The sequence below is a fragment of the Aminipila terrae genome (genome assembly GCF_010120715.1).
GTDB lineage: Bacteria > Bacillota > Clostridia > Peptostreptococcales > Anaerovoracaceae > Aminipila > Aminipila terrae.
The window spans coordinates 1,059,225-1,075,830 of sequence record NZ_CP047591.1; the positions used below are offsets into that span (position 1 = coordinate 1,059,225).

Consider the following 16,606-nt stretch of genomic DNA (forward strand, 5'->3'; position numbering starts at 1 on the left):
CTCCTATAATCGACTGACCGTAATGTCAGGCATGACATTTGATGCAAACCCTTCATAAAATACCGCATATTTGTCTTTGTCAATCTGGACGCCATAGTTTTCCACCAGATAATCTACGGATGCAGGATATCTTCCTTCTATGGCATAACACTGGACTGATGCCCGCTGAATTGCCTGCTGCAATGCCTTGGCTCCTTCTGTGTCAGATCTCTGTGATACAGCATTTACTGCATATATAAACACTCCCACCGCACATATAAAGGCAGCTATGGATAGAATATAGTTTTTCATTCCTATTACCACCTTTTATCAACCTATAGATGCCATGATTCCAACCAGCGGCATCATTACAGATAATAAAATCAATCCCACAATCCCAGCTAAAATCACTACCATGGTAGGTTCAAATCTGGTTATCATATTATCAATGGCTGCATCAACTTCTTCTTCGTATTTCTTTGACAGCTCATCAAAAACAGCATCGGATTTTCCTGATCGCACCCCAACCTTTATCATCTGCATATCCATCCCTGTAAAAATTCCGGTTTCTTTTAAAGAATCATACAGCGAATTGCCAAGCTCCATTTGTTCCTTGCATTTCTGAAGCTTGTCCTGAATTTTATGTTGTGATATCAACTTAACAGCCATTTCCATACCAGTATCTATTTCCAGTCCGCTTTTTATAGATATAGCCAACACTGCAGCAATTCTTCTCTTCGCTAAGGTTATTGCAATACTGCTCTTCTCCTTTAAGTTTTGTAAAAGCCGTTCCGTCCATAGCTGTTTATATCCTCTTCTTGAAGAAACAACCATTCCTATGGTCACCAGAACCAATAAAACTATGGCCCCAATAGCAGCCCCACTCAAGATAGTACCTACTTGAACGGCACTTTTAGTGATTGGAGAAAGCTGTGCTCCCAGTTGTTTGTAAACCTCCTCAAAAATAGGCATCACCTTAGTAAGAAGTACAAATAAAACCACCATCAGCATCAAAACCATAATAAGCGGATAAGTAACTGCATTTTTGATAGTCTGAGCCAGAATACTCTCCTTTTCGTAATACTGAGACAGGGATTTCATAACTACTTCCAGATTTCCGGTTTCCTGACCAACCTGAGTCATTTGCATCAAATATGGCGGGAATTTCTCTGTCTTCTTCATAGCTCCTGCCAGTGATCCTCCAAATTCAACATCTTCTGACATTTGCATAAACATGTCCCGGTCTTCCTGATTTTCAGCATCTTCTGAAAGCACTGCCAGTCCTGCATCAATAGAAATACCTGCCCCCAGTAAGAAAGCTACTTGCATACAAAATGACGATAATTCTTTTGCCTTCATGTTTACTCCTTAAATTACCATTTAACTTAGAAAAGGGCAAATATTGCTATCTGCCCTAACATTTATTTTTATTAATCAATAAGCATATTTTGCAGTATAATTACTTGCATCTCCGATATACTTCATTATAGACTCACTTTTCTTTCCTGATGACGCAAAAGTAGGATCCATTAGTTTCCACTTCTTTCCATCAAAAAAAATCATTCCGTCAATCCATCCGGTCTGTGGTGTATAAACATTTATCCATGCATGATATACGCTTCCTGTATATCCTACTACCAGTTTACAGGGAATATTCTGTGATCTCAGCATAGTAGCCATAACAGAGGCATAATCAAAGCAAATACCTTTTTTTGCGGCAAGAACCGCATCTACATTTGGAAGGTATCCAGACTGTACAGTGGCAGCTTTAGCCTTGTCATAAGTCAGTGCATCCACCGTATAATCATAAACAAGCTCTACTTTCTTCAAGTCATCTGTAGTAGACTTAGTAACCTGCACACCCCTTTTCACTGTTTCACAGTCTGCAGTAAAGTTCACATACTGGTTTGGATACAGGAATGGCAGATACTGATTTGCCAGCTTTACATCAAGGCTCTTACTGAATGCCTGAGAATACTTTGTTCCAGCCACGTTTTCGAAAACTTTTACTGAATAATTTCCATTTCCCTCTGTTAAAGGGAACACTTCATATGCATCTCTGGCATTTAAATTATATGTATATGTGGTTCCTGAACCTTTTGCAATCTGTATCTTAATTTTGTCATTTTTCCCGTTATATTTAATCATGACATAGCCTTGCTCCAGATTAGAAGCATCGATGACAACATTGTTTCCTTTATATGTAGTTGTCCCCGGAGCAGAAGGCACCAGCACCTTTACATCTGAATTGGCCAAAGGCACATCCTCATCTGCAATGACCACTTCTTGCGAAGTTGGTTTATCCGTCTTTGCACTATCTGTTTTTCCACATCCAGATATGACAGGCATCATGCAAAGCATAGCAATCAGAGAACAACATATCATTTTCTTTTTCATTTTTTCACCACCTTAAAAGGACATATTATATTAGTAAATTAAAAAGATTTCGGGTCTAAGGGCTGCAGCTTAAAATGCATTACAACAACCTTACTCACCTTATTTTTCTTATACGCAGTTTCAATTCTTTTGCCAACCATACATCCGTTTTCATAAGAAGTATCCGGAAGCATGACAACGAACTGTGAATGACTGTATCTTGAAAAAAGATCACACTTACGCAGACTCCGCCCTATAGAATACTTGAGATTTTCCATGGCCTCTGACAGATACTCTTTTGACGGTAGTTCATCCTTATTGTCTGTTAATGTACAAAGCATGATAAAAATTGACTCCCCTGTCCTGTTTACACGTCTTGCTATAAATCTGTATATATCTTTAAAAATCTGATATTCACAAAAGTAACTGCACTCTGCATGTCCACCTTCGTTTAAATCCTCTTTTATGGCAATCAGATCGGTTTCTACACTCTTTAAAGTTTTAATAATGTCTCTATACAGACTCCTCAATTCTTTGGAGGGATTTACCCCCAATTCATCATAGAGCCTGTTGGTTATAGCCTCATAAGCGGAAAGGGCCTCTTTATGTTTTCCCAGTTTTGTGAGACAGTTTATATATATATTATAAACATCCTCATCATAGGAATCAATGTCGATGGCTTTTTCACAAACAGGCAGCATCAAATCATAAGCTTCCTTTTTAGCCAAAAGCTTATAAAGGCAGATAACACTGTCTGTAAACAATCTATGATAATAGGTCGTGGCATTTACTGCCCATTCGTCATAAGCAGCATGGGGTAAAAATTTCCCCTTATATATGGAAATGGCCTGAAGATAGAATTCAATTGACTTGTCTGGATCATAAGCAACTTTTCTAGCTTTGTTATAAGCCTCTATAAATTCTTCTGTATCTATACTGCAAGCGATATTATTATTCCAGCTGTAGATTCCTCCTGTTTGTATAACATAGTTTTCTATGGGCAGGGCACTGTCAGAAAGAACACACCTTAATCTATATACCAGATTTTTTACTGCCTTTGACGGATCACTGCTTCTGTCATCACTGCATAAAAGTTCTGTCAGTTCCTGTGCCCCAAGCTTTCTGTTATGATTTGCAATGAGGTATCCCAGTAAAGTCCAAACTTTGTGAATCTTCCCTTCATCCTCAAGTACGATTTTACCATCATATTCCAGTGCAAATCGCCCAAGCATATATATTTTAATCTGACTGTTTTCAGGTTGTGTAAACATATTATTATTGTCCCCCATAACTTATACATATCTAATTATATCTTAATCTGTCAATATTTTCAACGAATTAACCAGCTATTATTTAAATTCCCATGCAATTATTATATAATACTTCTATTATATATTTTTGTACAATCAAAGAAAGGATGATGTACAGTTAATTCATAACTGTATATCAAAATAAGTTATGAAACGATTTTCACTTTTATTAATTATAGTCGGTATGATAATATTTCTTATTCCAATCGGAGGAAGGCTTTACATGCATTATCAGCAGGAGAGAATGTACCAGCAATACCTTCAGGACTTAAAGGATCAAAATTCGGCTCTTAGTCAGACCTTTCAAACTGATATAAGTAGCAACTCTGCTATTTCTTCCACTGCATCGGCTTTAACCAAAGAAAAAAAGCCTGTCAGAAAAGTTGAAGATGTAATAGGCCGCATATCTATTCCAGCTATCTCCTCAGACCAGTTACTATTAGAAGGTTCTGACTCCAAACATTTAAAATATGGAGCTGGTCATGTGACAGGTACCCCTCTCCCAGGTGAAAAGGGTAACTGTAGCATTGCAGGGCATCGGAACTATACCTTTGGTTCTTACTTTAACCGCCTTGGGGAAGTAAATCCAGGTGATACCATTTCCATTCAGTATAACAATGGAACCTATACCTATAAGGTCACCGATATACTTATTGTGAAGCCCGATGATGTATCCGTATTAGTGAATACCCCCGATTCTGCGACTATAACCCTTATAACTTGTCATCCCAAAGGTTCCAACACCCATCGACTAATTGTCAAAGGAGTTCTTCAATAAGCTTTAAAAAAGCCGCAGACTAACGTTTTCTACGTCAGTCTGCAGCTCCCACCCTGTATGATTTGTATTTATGCCATTATTTTTCAGCTTTTCTTCTGAGTACTGCTCCCAATGCCATTATTGCTGCACCAAACCCGAAGAATCCGGCCATTCCTGCACCGCCTGTCTTTGGCAGATTAGCTAAAGGTGTTTTTTCATCTAAAATAGCCTTTGTATTTGTGTCCTTACCATCTGGCTTATTTGCAAGAGGTACCTCTTCATCCCCTATGATAACCGCTCCATCTGTAGCAACTTTATCTGTAAGAGGAACATTCTCATCAGGTATCGTTACATCTGGATTAGTCGGGTTTGTTGGATTTGTCGGATTACTTGGTTTATGACTTCCACCACCACTAGGTGCAGAACTTACGTTATTTTCATAAACTACTGTTATTTCATTGGTTCCTGCACTGTATTTTACGGTCATGTTTTTATCTGATGTTACCCGTGTAAATCCTGACTTGGTCATTTCTTTAGCCTTAAAAGTCTTATCCGTTTTATCCCATGTTCCAAACTGTTCATTGCCAAATTTAGCATTTACAGCTTGAATGTCTTCTGTAGTCTTTCCTGTATAGGTATCGTTAGTTCTGTAAACATAATTGATTTTCATGATAACGTTTTCACTTGCATCATAATCATATACATAATTTAGAACCACTACATTGGAATCATCTGCAGAAGCCAGTTTAAGTGAATCTATTGAAGCATTTTCAGGATTTGCATCTTTAAACTTATAAGTCAGTTGATTTTCACCTTCACCATAAGTGTAGCGCTTATCAGCTGTAAACTTATTTCCAACCCATGCTCCTTGTTCTTTACCTGTGAATACTTCCTCATAAGATCCTGCAAGTACTCCCGGAAGGGTCTCTACTGCAGCACCGCTTACAGTTGCACTCTTAGCCGAATCAGGAACTAAACCACTGGTATCGTGCTTATAGTAGTTATGAATCACCTTTACCACAGTTGCCACTCTGGAATCAATCTTCTGAGTATAATAGAAGTTAATTTCATTCTGTCCTTCTGATAAAGTTATAGTATAACCTTCCGAGAAACCGTCCTTAGCTGTGGTATTTGCCTTATCCAAGGTGTAAGTTGCATTTCCCTTATCATCTGGTTTTAAATTTGGCATACCCTTTAAGGTTAGTGTAGCATAGCCACTTCCAGACTGTGTAACCGTATCATCAAGCGCATATTGCTTATCATTGCTGTCATTCCAGTCTAAAGTCCTGTAATAATGATTTACCTTCCAGGAAGCTTTAACACTGTTGTCAGTTGTCTTTGTATAGTAGTAGTCAACTGTTACTGCTGCATTGGAAACAGTCATAGAAATATCATTTTGAGCATCCTTTGTATAGGAATCTGTTCCACCCACAGTTACATTATTAAAGCTGTATCCTGCTTCAGCAGCTGTAACCTTAACATTTGTTCCAACATAAGGTGCAGGCATTTCTACTTTTGTATCATCAGTTGTAGTTGATTCCTTACCTAAGCTGTCTATATGCTTATAGCTGTAATGATGATTTACAGTAACAGAAGTCTTTGGAAGTTCCTTTTCATTAATATACTTATATTCAAGAGAACTTCCTGCCTCTGAATCTGCCAGCGTAATATCTGTAACTGGGTTCTTAGAATCCGGAGTATAAGTTACGCCGTCATGGACAGGTGCCAGATCTACACTGTACTTTTCTCCTGCATATACTTTTTCAGGAAGCTTCTGCCCATTATTAACAGTAAAATCTGATACTTCTGCAACAGTTGCAGTTCCTTCATCATAGTATCCAGCTACCCCATCTACTACTGTCATCACTTTATCTACATATTTGTGAATGACTTTTAGAGCTGAAGCCTTTAAATCACTTGCTTCTCTTTCATATACAATTTCAATGGTTTTATTTGTTCCAGGTTTTAAAGTAACCTTTTCAGGGACATCTTTATCCCTTAAAGTATACGTCTTTCCACCATTGTCCTTGTGCAGTGTGATGGTAAATTCATCACCAGCTTTGCCATGATATACATCGGTATCTTTATCAACAATTCCAGTACTGTCAAGTACTTCTTTTGTTATTACTTTACCATCTTCTACAGTAGTAAGCTTTGTGATATAAATATGACTTACCTGGATATCTGCAGCCTCTCTGTTATCCTCAGTAGCATCATAGTATAAATCTACAACATTACCGCTTGCAGCCAGTGTCATGGTTGCATTCTTAGAATCCTTTGAATTAAACGTATATGTTTTGCCCTTATACTCGCCATCTTTATTGGCAGTATATACAAAACCCTCATATAATTTTTCTTCAATATTAGAAATCTCTATTTTATTTATTTCTTCAGACGTTCTTCCATCTTCTTTTTCAACTACTTCTTTCTTTGTTGTAAAGGTTCCATCTCCATTATCAATTTCTTTGCAAACTGTTTCATAAGTTCTGTAGATGTGGTTTACTGTTACAGTAGTTGCTGTTGGCGCTTTTGTCTGAACATAATTTAAATTGATTTCCAAAGTTCCGGCTGACAGTTCATAAGTTTTTAATTTATCGGTATTTGTCTTATCTGCTTCATAGGTTATGCCGTCATTCACTGTCTGTTCTTTTGGTGTAAAATGTTCACCAACGTAGTAATCATTAGATTTGTCTTCAACAGTAACAGGTGTTTCTGGTATAACCGTTACAAGATTTCCATTTACTATTTTCTTTTCTGTCAGATAATAATTGTGTTTTACCACTACCTTTGCAGGAGTTAATTCAGATTTTTCCGCATGTTTTACAAAGGTCTCATTTATAATATTTTCATTTTCTGAGAGCTTTAATGTTACTTGATTCTTTTCAGCATCATAACTTCCGTTATCTGTACCTTCATAGACATATCCGTCCTTAACACCATTGGTTGTTGAGGTTGCATAGGTTGAATGAGCCTTTACATCATTGTTATCCTCATATTTCTGAGGTGTTCCAGTATCAAAAGCTTCTTCATATCTGCCTGTAGTTTCATTAATTACCCATTTACCAGTCTTGTAAATTCTGTTTACAACAATACTGGTTGTTTTTCTATTATCCTTCTTTCCATCATAGTAAAGATTTATTGTAGATGAACCTTTTGGAAGAGGACTAATTACTGTATTATCTGATTTTGCGTTTAAAGTATATTTAACACCATCAAGTTCAGAAACAGGTGTTGCTTCAAACTTATCTCCTGCATATAGATTTTCATTAGGTACTGTATTGTTTAGTACATAATCTGCTGCCGGAGTTTCACTTCCATCTGCATTGATTACATCTGTCTTATAATAATGCTTAACTGTTACATTTGCCATATCAGGCATGTAGTAAAGTTTAATTACATTTCCATTAAGAGATGCAGTTATCTGTAATGTTCCGCTTCCCTCTGCAAAATGATAATTGTCACTATTATATTCTGCTGCATAATCTTTTGGAGCATTTATTACTGTCCAAAGCTTAACTTTTCCCCCATCAACAGTCTTTGTTGGTTCTGCAGGGAAAGCTTTAGCTCCTTTATCCCACTTATAATATTCTATTGTATAAGGAACCTCTGGTACTTTTCCTTCTACACTTGGAATTGAAAAATCAACGGTTTTGAAAGCTACTTCATCTCCATATTTATAATCAAGAGTTGTTCTTCCATTAGTATTATACTCCGTATCTTCTTTGAATCCCTCAGCTGCTGTATCGAGTTTTATCTTATAGGAATAGGTGTATGTCTTTCCTCCATCTGCATCTGTTTTAACAAGATCTCCGTCATTTGGTTTCCATACCAGTGTGTTGCCACTAAAAGTTGCGCTGTCCCTGTCGTCTCCACTCATAAACAAAATATACTGTGGTCCCATAGGATCCGTTACCTTTAGTCCATTTGAAGTAACAGTGTTGTCTATCTTATCATTTATGTTTTCAAATGCCTTTAATAGACCTGAAAGGTTACTTGCCTTGTAGTTTTCCGTTACTCCTACTTCGTTCTTTAGCCAGTTTATGATGTTTTTAGTTGTATAATAATAACCCTTATTATTGTAAAGATCAAAAGAATCACTGTCAAATGCATAGGTTATGCTGTATACACTGCTTCCCATGCCCTTTAAAGCTGAAACTATTCCATCTACTTCATCCAAATCTTCGTCATTTGTACTGCTGCCACCTGTGCCGAGTATATAAGACATTGATGAAGAGCTGCTGTTTATTGCAGAAGTTGGCTGGCCGTCAGTAAGCACTACTACACTTTTCTTAGCTACACCATCTATACTGCCGCCCTTCTTAAGGCCATCAGCCATGATATTCTTTGCCAGCATCATGCCTGCTTCAAAATTCGTGCCGCCATCATCCTTGAGCTGGGCATCTTGGTTTACCTCATGTGTATGAGTCTGCCCTAATGTTCCATTTTGATATTCATCGTGTCTTGCATTATCAGGGCACCCTTCGTAAGTGCACCACCACCAGTCTCGATGAAACGTATGACGCTCCCACTCAATGAAACTTTTCTCCACTTTTTTAGAGTACTGCAGCGTAAAGCCATTGTTCACACCATTTATCGCATTTTTCGCCGCATCTGAAATTTGATCGTTCTTGCCGTTTGCATCCACCCAGCCACTTACAGTCTTTCCGTTGGTTCCAAACATAACTACTGAAACCATTCGCCTTGCGTTACCTGCATCCTTTACATAGGTTCTCAGAAAGTCCATAGCTGCATCTTTGGATGCTGCAAGCCTTGTTTTTCCCCCATCCTTATTATCAACCATACTTCTGGATACATCCATTACAAGTGTAACTGCTGCATCATTTTCCTTTGTTACAGTCTGTACCTCACTCTTTGTCTGTACTTTTAAGTCAATCTGAAATTCATTGTCCCCAGATAGCTTTGTAATTTTCTTGCTTAGACCTACAGCCGCACTATTCCAGTCTGGGACAGATTTTCCGTTTTTATCATAAAACGAATCTCCACCTCCGTTGACAATTTCTGCCGAATTGCCTTTCACTTCTGCAAACGCACTAATTGGCGTTGAGTAAGTAAAGGCTACCATCATTGCAAGCATAAATGCAAGAATTTTTCCATAACCTTTTTTCGTTAATTCATTCATTTATTTGTCTCCTCTTTCATTTTATAAACTTATTGTTTATATAGGTGCCGGCATACGTGCTAAATAACTTCTTGATCCATCTCTACTACTTCTGCCTTGTAACCTTGTTCAGTTGCACTGTCAATTATTTTAATTAATTCCAATGCACTTCTGAAGTTCAACGTTTGCTTCTTTTCTACCCATTGAACTGTACCCTGCCAACTGGCATTCTGTCTGAATTTTATTTGCAATATGAAAGTAGCTTTTTGACCACTTTCATTACCAGTATCAAATTTTCTCATTGCTTTTTTAGCCTCCCTTATTTCTGTACTATTAAGAGCAACGGATTTCATTTTATTTTTAAATCCCCTTTTATTAGCACCTGCACCCGGACATTGTATCGTATCCATAATTTCTTCTATAATTATTAGCATCTCATGTAAGTCATTAAAATTAATAGAACTAAATTTCTTATAGCCTGAATATATACGCCCTGTCAGTGCCCCACCTTCTGTGCTTTTGTCTATGCATACTACATAATTAGGCAGGAATGAAATTAACGTTTCTAAATCTCCCATATTCTTCCCCTTTCCCTATAGATTATGTCATCTTCATACAACACCTGTATTATTACATTTAAAAGTCACAAACTGGTCACATTCTTAAAATTTTCTAAAATTTTTTTATATTTTTTAACTCCAGCTTAATTAAAAATAAGACTCTATATGAAATTTGGGGTTATACTACTATTTCATAAGGTCTTAGTTCGTTATTAAATGGATATTTTATTTTTATGTAATTAAATATAACTAATATTTATTATTTTACTACTTCTTTTTATATGAGTACCAATATTTAATTATGTAAATATCTTATTATTTCAATGTTTTTCGACTGCATTGTGAATAAACCTGCATATATTTACAATACATTTTGCCCAATAAAAAAGACAGGCTGGGTTTAAGCCTGTCCAATTTCATTTTCTCGTATGCTATTTGATGATGGTACATACTGCATCAGGTCCGCAGCCAGCTGCATTTCCTTCGTCAGTATCAAGATGTACTTCTCTTTCATGTTTATCTCCGGCACGAACTAATACGTTATCAAAGATAAGTCCTCTTTCTCCTTCAATTTTAATACTTACTACATCCTTATCCTTAACGCCTGCTTCTTTAGCCTGAGCGTCAGATAAATGAACATGTCTAAGGGCTACCATTACACCATGGTCAATTTCAACCTCTCCACAAGGTCCTATCAGCTTACATCCAGGAGTTCCTTCAAGTTTACCTGATTCTCTGACAGGTGCTTTAATTCCAATGGATCTTGCATCTGTCATAGCAAGTTCAATCTGAGTCTCTGGTCTTGCAGGTCCAAGAACTCTGATACCCTTTAAAGTTGCCTTAGGGCCTACAATATCAACCTTCTCTTCACAGGCAAACTGGCCTGGCTGTACAAGGTCCTTGGTAGGAGTAAGTTTGTGTCCTGCACCAAACAATGCTTCAATATGCTCTTCACTTAAGTGCAAGTGCTTATTTGATAATCCGATTTTTACTTCATAGCTCATTTTTATGTTCTCCTTTTATGTATAAATATATTATGCACATTCTGATGTCAGAAAGGCATAGTACTTAACAAAATATTGTTAGCCCTCCAGGAAACTGATATACGGTAAGTTTCTGTATCTTTGGTCATAGTCAAGGCCATAACCAATAATAAATTTATCTTCTACCGTAAATCCTATATAATCAGCATCTAAATCAATGCTCCTGCCAGAAGGCTTATCTAGCAGAGAACAAATTTTAATACATTTTGGCTTTCTTCCTTCAAGGTTCTGCTTTAAATATTTAAGGGTAATGCCAGAATCTACAATATCCTCTACGATAATCACATTTCTTCCTTCTATGGAGGTATCTAAATCTTTTAGAATTCTAACTACTCCTGAGGTTTTCGTAGATGCGCCATAACTTGAGCATGCCATAAAATCAATAGCACAATCAAGCTTTATATTCTTTACGATATCTGCCATCCACAGAACTGCGCCTTTTAAAATCCCTACTACAAGAACTTCTTCACCTGCAAATTCTTCTGTGATTTCAGCTCCGATTTCCTCTGCTCTTTTTAATATCTGTTCCTGTGTAATCATCACAGTTCCGATCTTATCCTGATAATTATTTTCCATCGTCTGACTCCTTGCTATCTTGAACATCAACTTTGTAAGTTGCATCATCTATAATATCTTTTCCCTTATATTTCTTTGACAGATCTTCTGCTTTTTCCCCTACCCAGTACTTATCCAGCTCGTCCTTTAAGTGCAATAGAATCCAAATCCACACCACCAAATCATCCATCCATGCAATAGGAAAAAGTACAGCGGGAATAAGGTCTATGGGAGAGACCAGATAAATAATACCCAAAACAATCAGTAATTTCTTTCGTAAAGGCACAGATTTATCTTTCATCATAAACTTTATAGCTTTAATTCTTTTGAAGATTACATTGAAACCAATAAATTGATACATCTAGGCTCTCTCCCCTGATATTTACATTATCTGGCTACCGTTGCAGAGGATTCTATAAGCTGTTCAAGTTCATCAAGCAGTGTCTCATAGCCTGTCTTTTTTAAAGCCGACACAGGTATAATCTTGTCCTCTGCGGATAACCCCAATGTCTTTTTTATAACACTTAAACATTTTTGTTTTTCATTTGCTGACACCTTATCAGCCTTTGTGGCCACAACAATGCCATCCAGTCCAAAATGCCTTAGATACTCATACATCTGGACATCCTGAGCAGATGGAGCATGCCGGATATCAACCAATTGTATGACTTTTAAAAGGGTTGGCCTTCCTTCAAGATATGATTCCATCATTTGCCCCCATCCTTCTGTCTGGGATTTTGAGATCTTCGCATATCCGTAACCAGGTAAATCAACAATCCGAAACTGGTCATTAATCCTGTAGAAATTAATCGTTCTTGTTTTTCCTGGGCTTCCGCTGGTTCTTGCCAGATTCCTCCTGTTGGTCAGAAGATTTAACAGAGAAGATTTCCCCACATTAGAACGTCCTGCGAAGGCAATTTCCGGTATATCTGCTTCAGGATATTGATTTGGTTTTACAGCAATCGTTTCAATATCCGCTTTCTTTATTATCATATCACTTTTCCTTAATTCTTTCAATGTCCTTGAGTATTAGTTTTTATTTAACCAGTGCATGTTCAAGAGCATCGTCCACTGTTTTAATTAATACAAATTCTAGCTTTTTTCTTATATTTGCAGGTATATCATCAATATCTCTTTCATTATCTTCAGGTAAGAGTATCTTGGTAATTCCAGCTCTGTGAGCTGCAAGAACTTTTTCCCTGATACCTCCTACAGGCAAAACTTTTCCTCTAAGTGTTATTTCCCCAGTCATGGCAACATCCTTTCTGACCGGAGTATTTGTTAAGGTTGAAATAATTGCTGTACACATAGTAACCCCTGCAGAAGGCCCGTCTTTTGGGGTTGCTCCTTCCGGTATATGAATATGCAAATCCTGTGTCTTATAAAAATCTTCCGCTATGCCAAGTTTATCAGCTACAGACCTTATATAACTGATGCCTGCCTTTGCAGACTCCTGCATTACTTCTCCAAGCTGTCCTGTCAGTACCAATTTACCTGATCCTGGGATACATGTAGTTTCAATGAACAATGTATCTCCACCTACAACAGTCCACGCAAGACCAGTAGTAACACCGATTTCATTTTCACCCTGAATAATATCATACCTGTATTTCTTTTTACCCAGATAATGTTCCAGGTTCTTTGGTGTAATCCGATAGCTCTTGGCTTTATTTGTAACTATCTTTCTTGCTACTTTTCTGCAAAGATTTGCCACTTCCCTTTCCAGATTTCTTACACCGGATTCTCTGGTATAATAATTTATCAAATCCCGTACAGTACTTTCTGAGATACTTATATTTGCTGCTTTGAGTCCGTGCTCTTTAACTTTTTTAGGAATTAAATACTTTTCAGCAATATTTACTTTTTCTTCCTCTGTGTATCCTGGTACATGAATAACTTCCATTCTGTCCAAAAGTGGTCTTGGAATGGTATCAATGGTATTGGCAGTAGTTATAAACATCACCTTTGAAAGATCAAATGGAATCTCCAGATAGTGATCCATAAAATCTTTATTTTGTTCAGGATCAAGAACCTCCAATAATGCAGACGCTGGGTCTCCCTTAAAATCGGCTCCAATCTTGTCAACTTCATCAAACAGAAATACGGGATTATTGGTTCCTGCATCTTTAATGCTTGATATTACCCGCCCCGGAATCGCACCAATGTATGTTCTTCTGTGTCCTCTTATTTCTGCTTCATCACGGACTCCTCCGAGAGACATTCTCACAAAATCTCTATTGATTGCCCGTGCTACAGATTTTGCTATGGAGGTTTTACCTACTCCCGGAGGCCCAACAAGACATAAAATAGGTCCTTTAATACTATTTGAAAGCTGTACTACAGCTAAATATTCCAAGACTCTTTCTTTTACCTTTTCAAGACCATAATGATCCGCATTTAAGATTTTTTCTGCCTTTTTTAAATCGATGTTTGATTTTGCGCACTTATTCCAAGGTAATGCAAGAATAGTCTCCACGTAAGTACGGATAACACTGCTCTCCGCTGAAGAAGGAGGTAACTTGCTGAACCGCTTAATTTCTTTTCCAACCTTTTCTGCTGTCTTTGCAGGAAGCTTCAGCTTCTTAAGCTGTTTATTCCAGTTATCTGCTTCATCTTCTACATCCTCAGTCTGTCCAAGCTCATCTTGAATAACACGAAGTTGCTCTCTTAAGTAGTACTCTTTCTGGTGCTTATTTATAGCTGTTTTAAGCTTTATATTAATATCCTGTTCAATATTAAGGATTTCGATTTCTCTGATAAGGATTTTGTTAACCTTTTCTAATCTCTCATCAATATCATAGCATTCAAGGATTTCCTGTTTTTCTTCCGCCCTGATAGAAATATGGGAAGTAATTAAATCTGCCATCCTTCCTGGCAGGTTAATAGATGAAATACTTGAATATACGTCTTTTGAGTTCTTTGTATTTAAAGATAAGTACTCCTCAAAGCTGGAAAGAGCCGCTCTCATCAGCGCGGAAGTCTTTGGTAGAATTTCCTCCTGTTCATCCTCTGGAGCAGGAATAACTCTGCATTTAAAATACGGCACTTCAAGAACAACTTCTTTTATTTCACCTCTGCTTACGCCTTCAACTAAGACTCTTATAGAATCTCCGGGAAGTTTGAGCATTTGTTTAATCTTGGCAATTGTCCCCACATGGTAAAAATCATTTGTAGTAGGCAGATCAGTATTTTCATCTTTCTGTGTAGCCAGAAAAATCTGCTGATTCATAATCATGGCCTTTTCCAAAGCATTTATAGATTTTTCCCTGCCTATATCAAAATGAAGGACCATGCTGGGGAAAACAGAAAGACCCCTAAGTGGAATCATTGGCAATACACGACTACCGTCTTCACTTTCTTCCTGTAATTCATCCGTGTTTTCATTTTTATCATCATCAGAATCTTCTGTTTCTTCATAATCTCCAAAATCAGAAAGAAGTCTGTCCGATTCATCCAATGCTTTTTCTAATTCATCTTTCAATTTATCTAAAATATCTTTCTTTTTCTGATCAGTCATATATTATCCTCCTGCAAACAAGATAAGCGGCTACTTCGCTCTTATTCTGCCACAGCCCTTTTTAACCGTTTAAACAAAATAAGGCGACATAACTGCCGCCTGCTATTTCTGTTATGATGCAGATTCTGTATTTTCCTCTTTGTTTGAATCTACAAGCACCAATGTTGGCATTATGTCATTATCAATTGTGCCTTTTGTAATGATGCATTTACGTACATCGCCTCTTGACGGAATTTCATACATAATGTCTGTCATAATACGTTCCAGTATACTTCTAAGACCTCTTGCTCCTGTTTTTCTTTCAATTGCCTTCTCTGCAACGCGTTCAATGGCATCCGTTTCTATTTCAAGTTCAACATCATCCATAGAAAACAGCTTCTTATATTGCTTTAGCAATGCATTCTTTGGCTCCGTAATAATACGGACAAGTGCATCCTTTGTCAAATCTTCCAAAGTAACAATAACTGGAAGTCTCCCAATGAATTCAGGTATCAGCCCGTATTTCATCAAATCTTCCGGTTGAATCTTCTTTAATATTTCCTTGACTTCAGCCTCATTATTATTAATTTCAGAATTAAATCCGATTGTTTTTTCACCAATACGTCTCTGAATCACCTTGTCAAGGCCATCGAAAGCTCCTCCACAGATAAACAGTACATTTGTTGTATCAAACTGTATGAAATCCTGATGTGGATGTTTCCTTCCTCCCTGAGGAGGAACGCTTGCAACAGTACCTTCAAGGATTTTCAAAAGAGCCTGCTGTACTCCTTCTCCACTTACATCTCTTGTAATGGAAGGGTTATCTGATTTTCTTGCAATTTTGTCTATTTCATCAACATATATTATGCCCTTTTGAGCCTTTTCTATGTCGTAATCTGCCGCCTGAATTAGTTTTAATAAAATATTCTCAACATCTTCTCCAACATAACCAGCTTCAGTTAACGCTGTAGCATCTGCTATAGCAAAAGGGACATTTAGAATCTTTGCTAAAGTCTGTGCCATTAAAGTTTTTCCTGAACCCGTTGAGCCTATCATAATAATATTACTTTTCTGGATTTCAACACCGTCATCGTCTTTTCTGCTTAAAGAATTAATTCTTTTATAGTGATTATATACAGCAACAGCCAGCGCCTTTTTTGCATCATTCTGTTCGATAACATAGTCAGATAAAATTCGAGCTATTTCCATGGGTTTTAGTAACTTAAATCCCTCGTCTACTTTCTTGTCCTTATCCATAGACGCGAATTCTTCAGTTATGATATCCTGACAAAGCTCTATGCACTCATCACAGATATATACCCCAGGCCCTGCAATTAATCTTCGTACCTGATCCTGAGGCTTTCCGCAAAAGGAGCACTTTAGTTGCTTGCTTTCGTCATATTTGGTCATA

The 16,606-nt window shown here is 37.3% G+C and carries 13 protein-coding genes; 1 reads left to right on the forward strand and 12 read right to left on the reverse strand.

The window, feature by feature from the left end; all coding sequences use genetic code 11:
- Window positions 1–3 precede the first annotated feature (3 nt).
- The 4 genes from Ami3637_RS05025 to Ami3637_RS05040 form a co-directional block, all read right to left on the reverse strand.
- Window positions 4–291, reverse strand: coding sequence for a hypothetical protein (locus Ami3637_RS05025; RefSeq protein WP_162361606.1), 288 nt, complete (start codon window positions 289–291; stop codon window positions 4–6).
- A gap of 18 nt (window positions 292–309) precedes the next feature.
- A complete protein-coding gene (locus Ami3637_RS05030) occupies window positions 310–1,338 on the reverse strand; it encodes a type II secretion system F family protein (RefSeq protein ID WP_162361607.1) in 1,029 nt (342 codons plus the stop codon).
- Window positions 1,339–1,413: 75 nt separating this feature from the next.
- Window positions 1,414–2,376 (reverse strand): transglutaminase-like domain-containing protein, encoded by a 963-nt coding sequence (locus Ami3637_RS05035; protein WP_243158108.1) that lies wholly within the window; start codon window positions 2,374–2,376, stop codon window positions 1,414–1,416.
- 38 nt (window positions 2,377–2,414) lie between these two features.
- On the reverse strand, window positions 2,415–3,626 hold the full coding sequence (locus Ami3637_RS05040) for a BTAD domain-containing putative transcriptional regulator (protein WP_162361608.1): 1,212 nt from the start codon (window positions 3,624–3,626) through the stop codon (window positions 2,415–2,417).
- A 187-nt stretch (window positions 3,627–3,813) separates the two neighbouring features.
- Between Ami3637_RS05040 and Ami3637_RS05045 the strand changes: the two genes are divergently transcribed.
- A complete protein-coding gene (locus Ami3637_RS05045) occupies window positions 3,814–4,443 on the forward strand; it encodes a class D sortase (protein ID WP_162361609.1) in 630 nt (209 codons plus the stop codon).
- Window positions 4,444–4,519: 76 nt separating this feature from the next.
- On the opposite strand, the gene Ami3637_RS05050 is transcribed toward Ami3637_RS05045, so the two are convergent.
- The 8 genes from Ami3637_RS05050 to clpX form a co-directional block, all read right to left on the reverse strand.
- Window positions 4,520–9,562 carry an LPXTG cell wall anchor domain-containing protein gene (locus Ami3637_RS05050; protein WP_162361610.1) on the reverse strand — a complete coding sequence of 1,681 codons (5,043 nt, stop codon included), beginning with the start codon at window positions 9,560–9,562 and terminating at the stop codon, window positions 4,520–4,522.
- Window positions 9,563–9,621: 59 nt separating this feature from the next.
- Window positions 9,622–10,119 carry a hypothetical protein gene (locus tag Ami3637_RS17310; protein WP_243158109.1) on the reverse strand — a complete coding sequence of 166 codons (498 nt, stop codon included), beginning with the start codon at window positions 10,117–10,119 and terminating at the stop codon, window positions 9,622–9,624.
- 413 nt (window positions 10,120–10,532) lie between these two features.
- Window positions 10,533–11,105 carry a PduL/EutD family phosphate acyltransferase gene (locus tag Ami3637_RS05060; protein ID WP_162361611.1) on the reverse strand — a complete coding sequence of 191 codons (573 nt, stop codon included), beginning with the start codon at window positions 11,103–11,105 and terminating at the stop codon, window positions 10,533–10,535.
- Between the two features lie 78 nt (window positions 11,106–11,183).
- A complete protein-coding gene (gene hpt, locus Ami3637_RS05065) occupies window positions 11,184–11,720 on the reverse strand; it encodes a hypoxanthine phosphoribosyltransferase (protein WP_162361612.1) in 537 nt (178 codons plus the stop codon).
- Complete coding sequence (locus Ami3637_RS05070; RefSeq protein WP_202931091.1) at window positions 11,710–12,060, reverse strand: YkvA family protein; 351 nt, start codon at window positions 12,058–12,060, stop codon at window positions 11,710–11,712. The genes hpt and Ami3637_RS05070 overlap by 11 nt, the downstream gene beginning before the upstream one ends.
- Window positions 12,061–12,086: 26 nt before the next feature.
- Window positions 12,087–12,692, reverse strand: a complete 606-nt coding sequence (gene yihA / locus Ami3637_RS05075) for a ribosome biogenesis GTP-binding protein YihA/YsxC (protein ID WP_162361613.1) — start codon at window positions 12,690–12,692, stop codon at window positions 12,087–12,089.
- A 43-nt stretch (window positions 12,693–12,735) separates the two neighbouring features.
- Window positions 12,736–15,027: an endopeptidase La gene (lon, locus tag Ami3637_RS05080; RefSeq protein ID WP_162363670.1), complete on the reverse strand. Its 2,292-nt coding sequence runs from the start codon at window positions 15,025–15,027 to the stop codon at window positions 12,736–12,738.
- Between the two features lie 300 nt (window positions 15,028–15,327).
- Window positions 15,328–16,605, reverse strand: coding sequence for an ATP-dependent Clp protease ATP-binding subunit ClpX (clpX, locus tag Ami3637_RS05085; protein ID WP_162361614.1), 1,278 nt, complete (start codon window positions 16,603–16,605; stop codon window positions 15,328–15,330).
- Window position 16,606 lies beyond the last annotated feature (1 nt).

Excerpts from the sequence above, each read along its gene's own strand:
- Ami3637_RS05025 (WP_162361606.1), bottom strand. The coding sequence starts at position 291 with ATGAAAAACTATATTCTATCCATAGCTGCCTTTATATGTGCGGTGGGA.
- Ami3637_RS05030 (WP_162361607.1), bottom strand. The coding sequence starts at position 1,338 with ATGAAGGCAAAAGAATTATCGTCATTTTGTATGCAAGTAGCTTTCTTA.
- Ami3637_RS05035 (WP_243158108.1), bottom strand. The coding sequence starts at position 2,376 with ATGAAAAAGAAAATGATATGTTGTTCTCTGATTGCTATGCTTTGCATG.
- Ami3637_RS05040 (WP_162361608.1), bottom strand. The coding sequence starts at position 3,626 with ATGTTTACACAACCTGAAAACAGTCAGATTAAAATATATATGCTTGGG.
- Ami3637_RS05045 (WP_162361609.1), top strand. The coding sequence starts at position 3,814 with ATGAAACGATTTTCACTTTTATTAATTATAGTCGGTATGATAATATTT.
- Ami3637_RS05050 (WP_162361610.1), bottom strand. The coding sequence starts at position 9,562 with ATGAATGAATTAACGAAAAAAGGTTATGGAAAAATTCTTGCATTTATG.
- Ami3637_RS17310 (WP_243158109.1), bottom strand. The coding sequence starts at position 10,119 with ATGGGAGATTTAGAAACGTTAATTTCATTCCTGCCTAATTATGTAGTA.
- Ami3637_RS05060 (WP_162361611.1), bottom strand. The coding sequence starts at position 11,105 with ATGAGCTATGAAGTAAAAATCGGATTATCAAATAAGCACTTGCACTTA.
- hpt (WP_162361612.1), bottom strand. The coding sequence starts at position 11,720 with ATGGAAAATAATTATCAGGATAAGATCGGAACTGTGATGATTACACAG.
- Ami3637_RS05070 (WP_202931091.1), bottom strand. The coding sequence starts at position 12,060 with ATGTATCAATTTATTGGTTTCAATGTAATCTTCAAAAGAATTAAAGCT.
- yihA (WP_162361613.1), bottom strand. The coding sequence starts at position 12,692 with ATGATAATAAAGAAAGCGGATATTGAAACGATTGCTGTAAAACCAAAT.
- lon (WP_162363670.1), bottom strand. The coding sequence starts at position 15,027 with ATGATTCCACTTAGGGGTCTTTCTGTTTTCCCCAGCATGGTCCTTCAT.
- clpX (WP_162361614.1), bottom strand. The coding sequence starts at position 16,605 with ATGACCAAATATGACGAAAGCAAGCAACTAAAGTGCTCCTTTTGCGGA.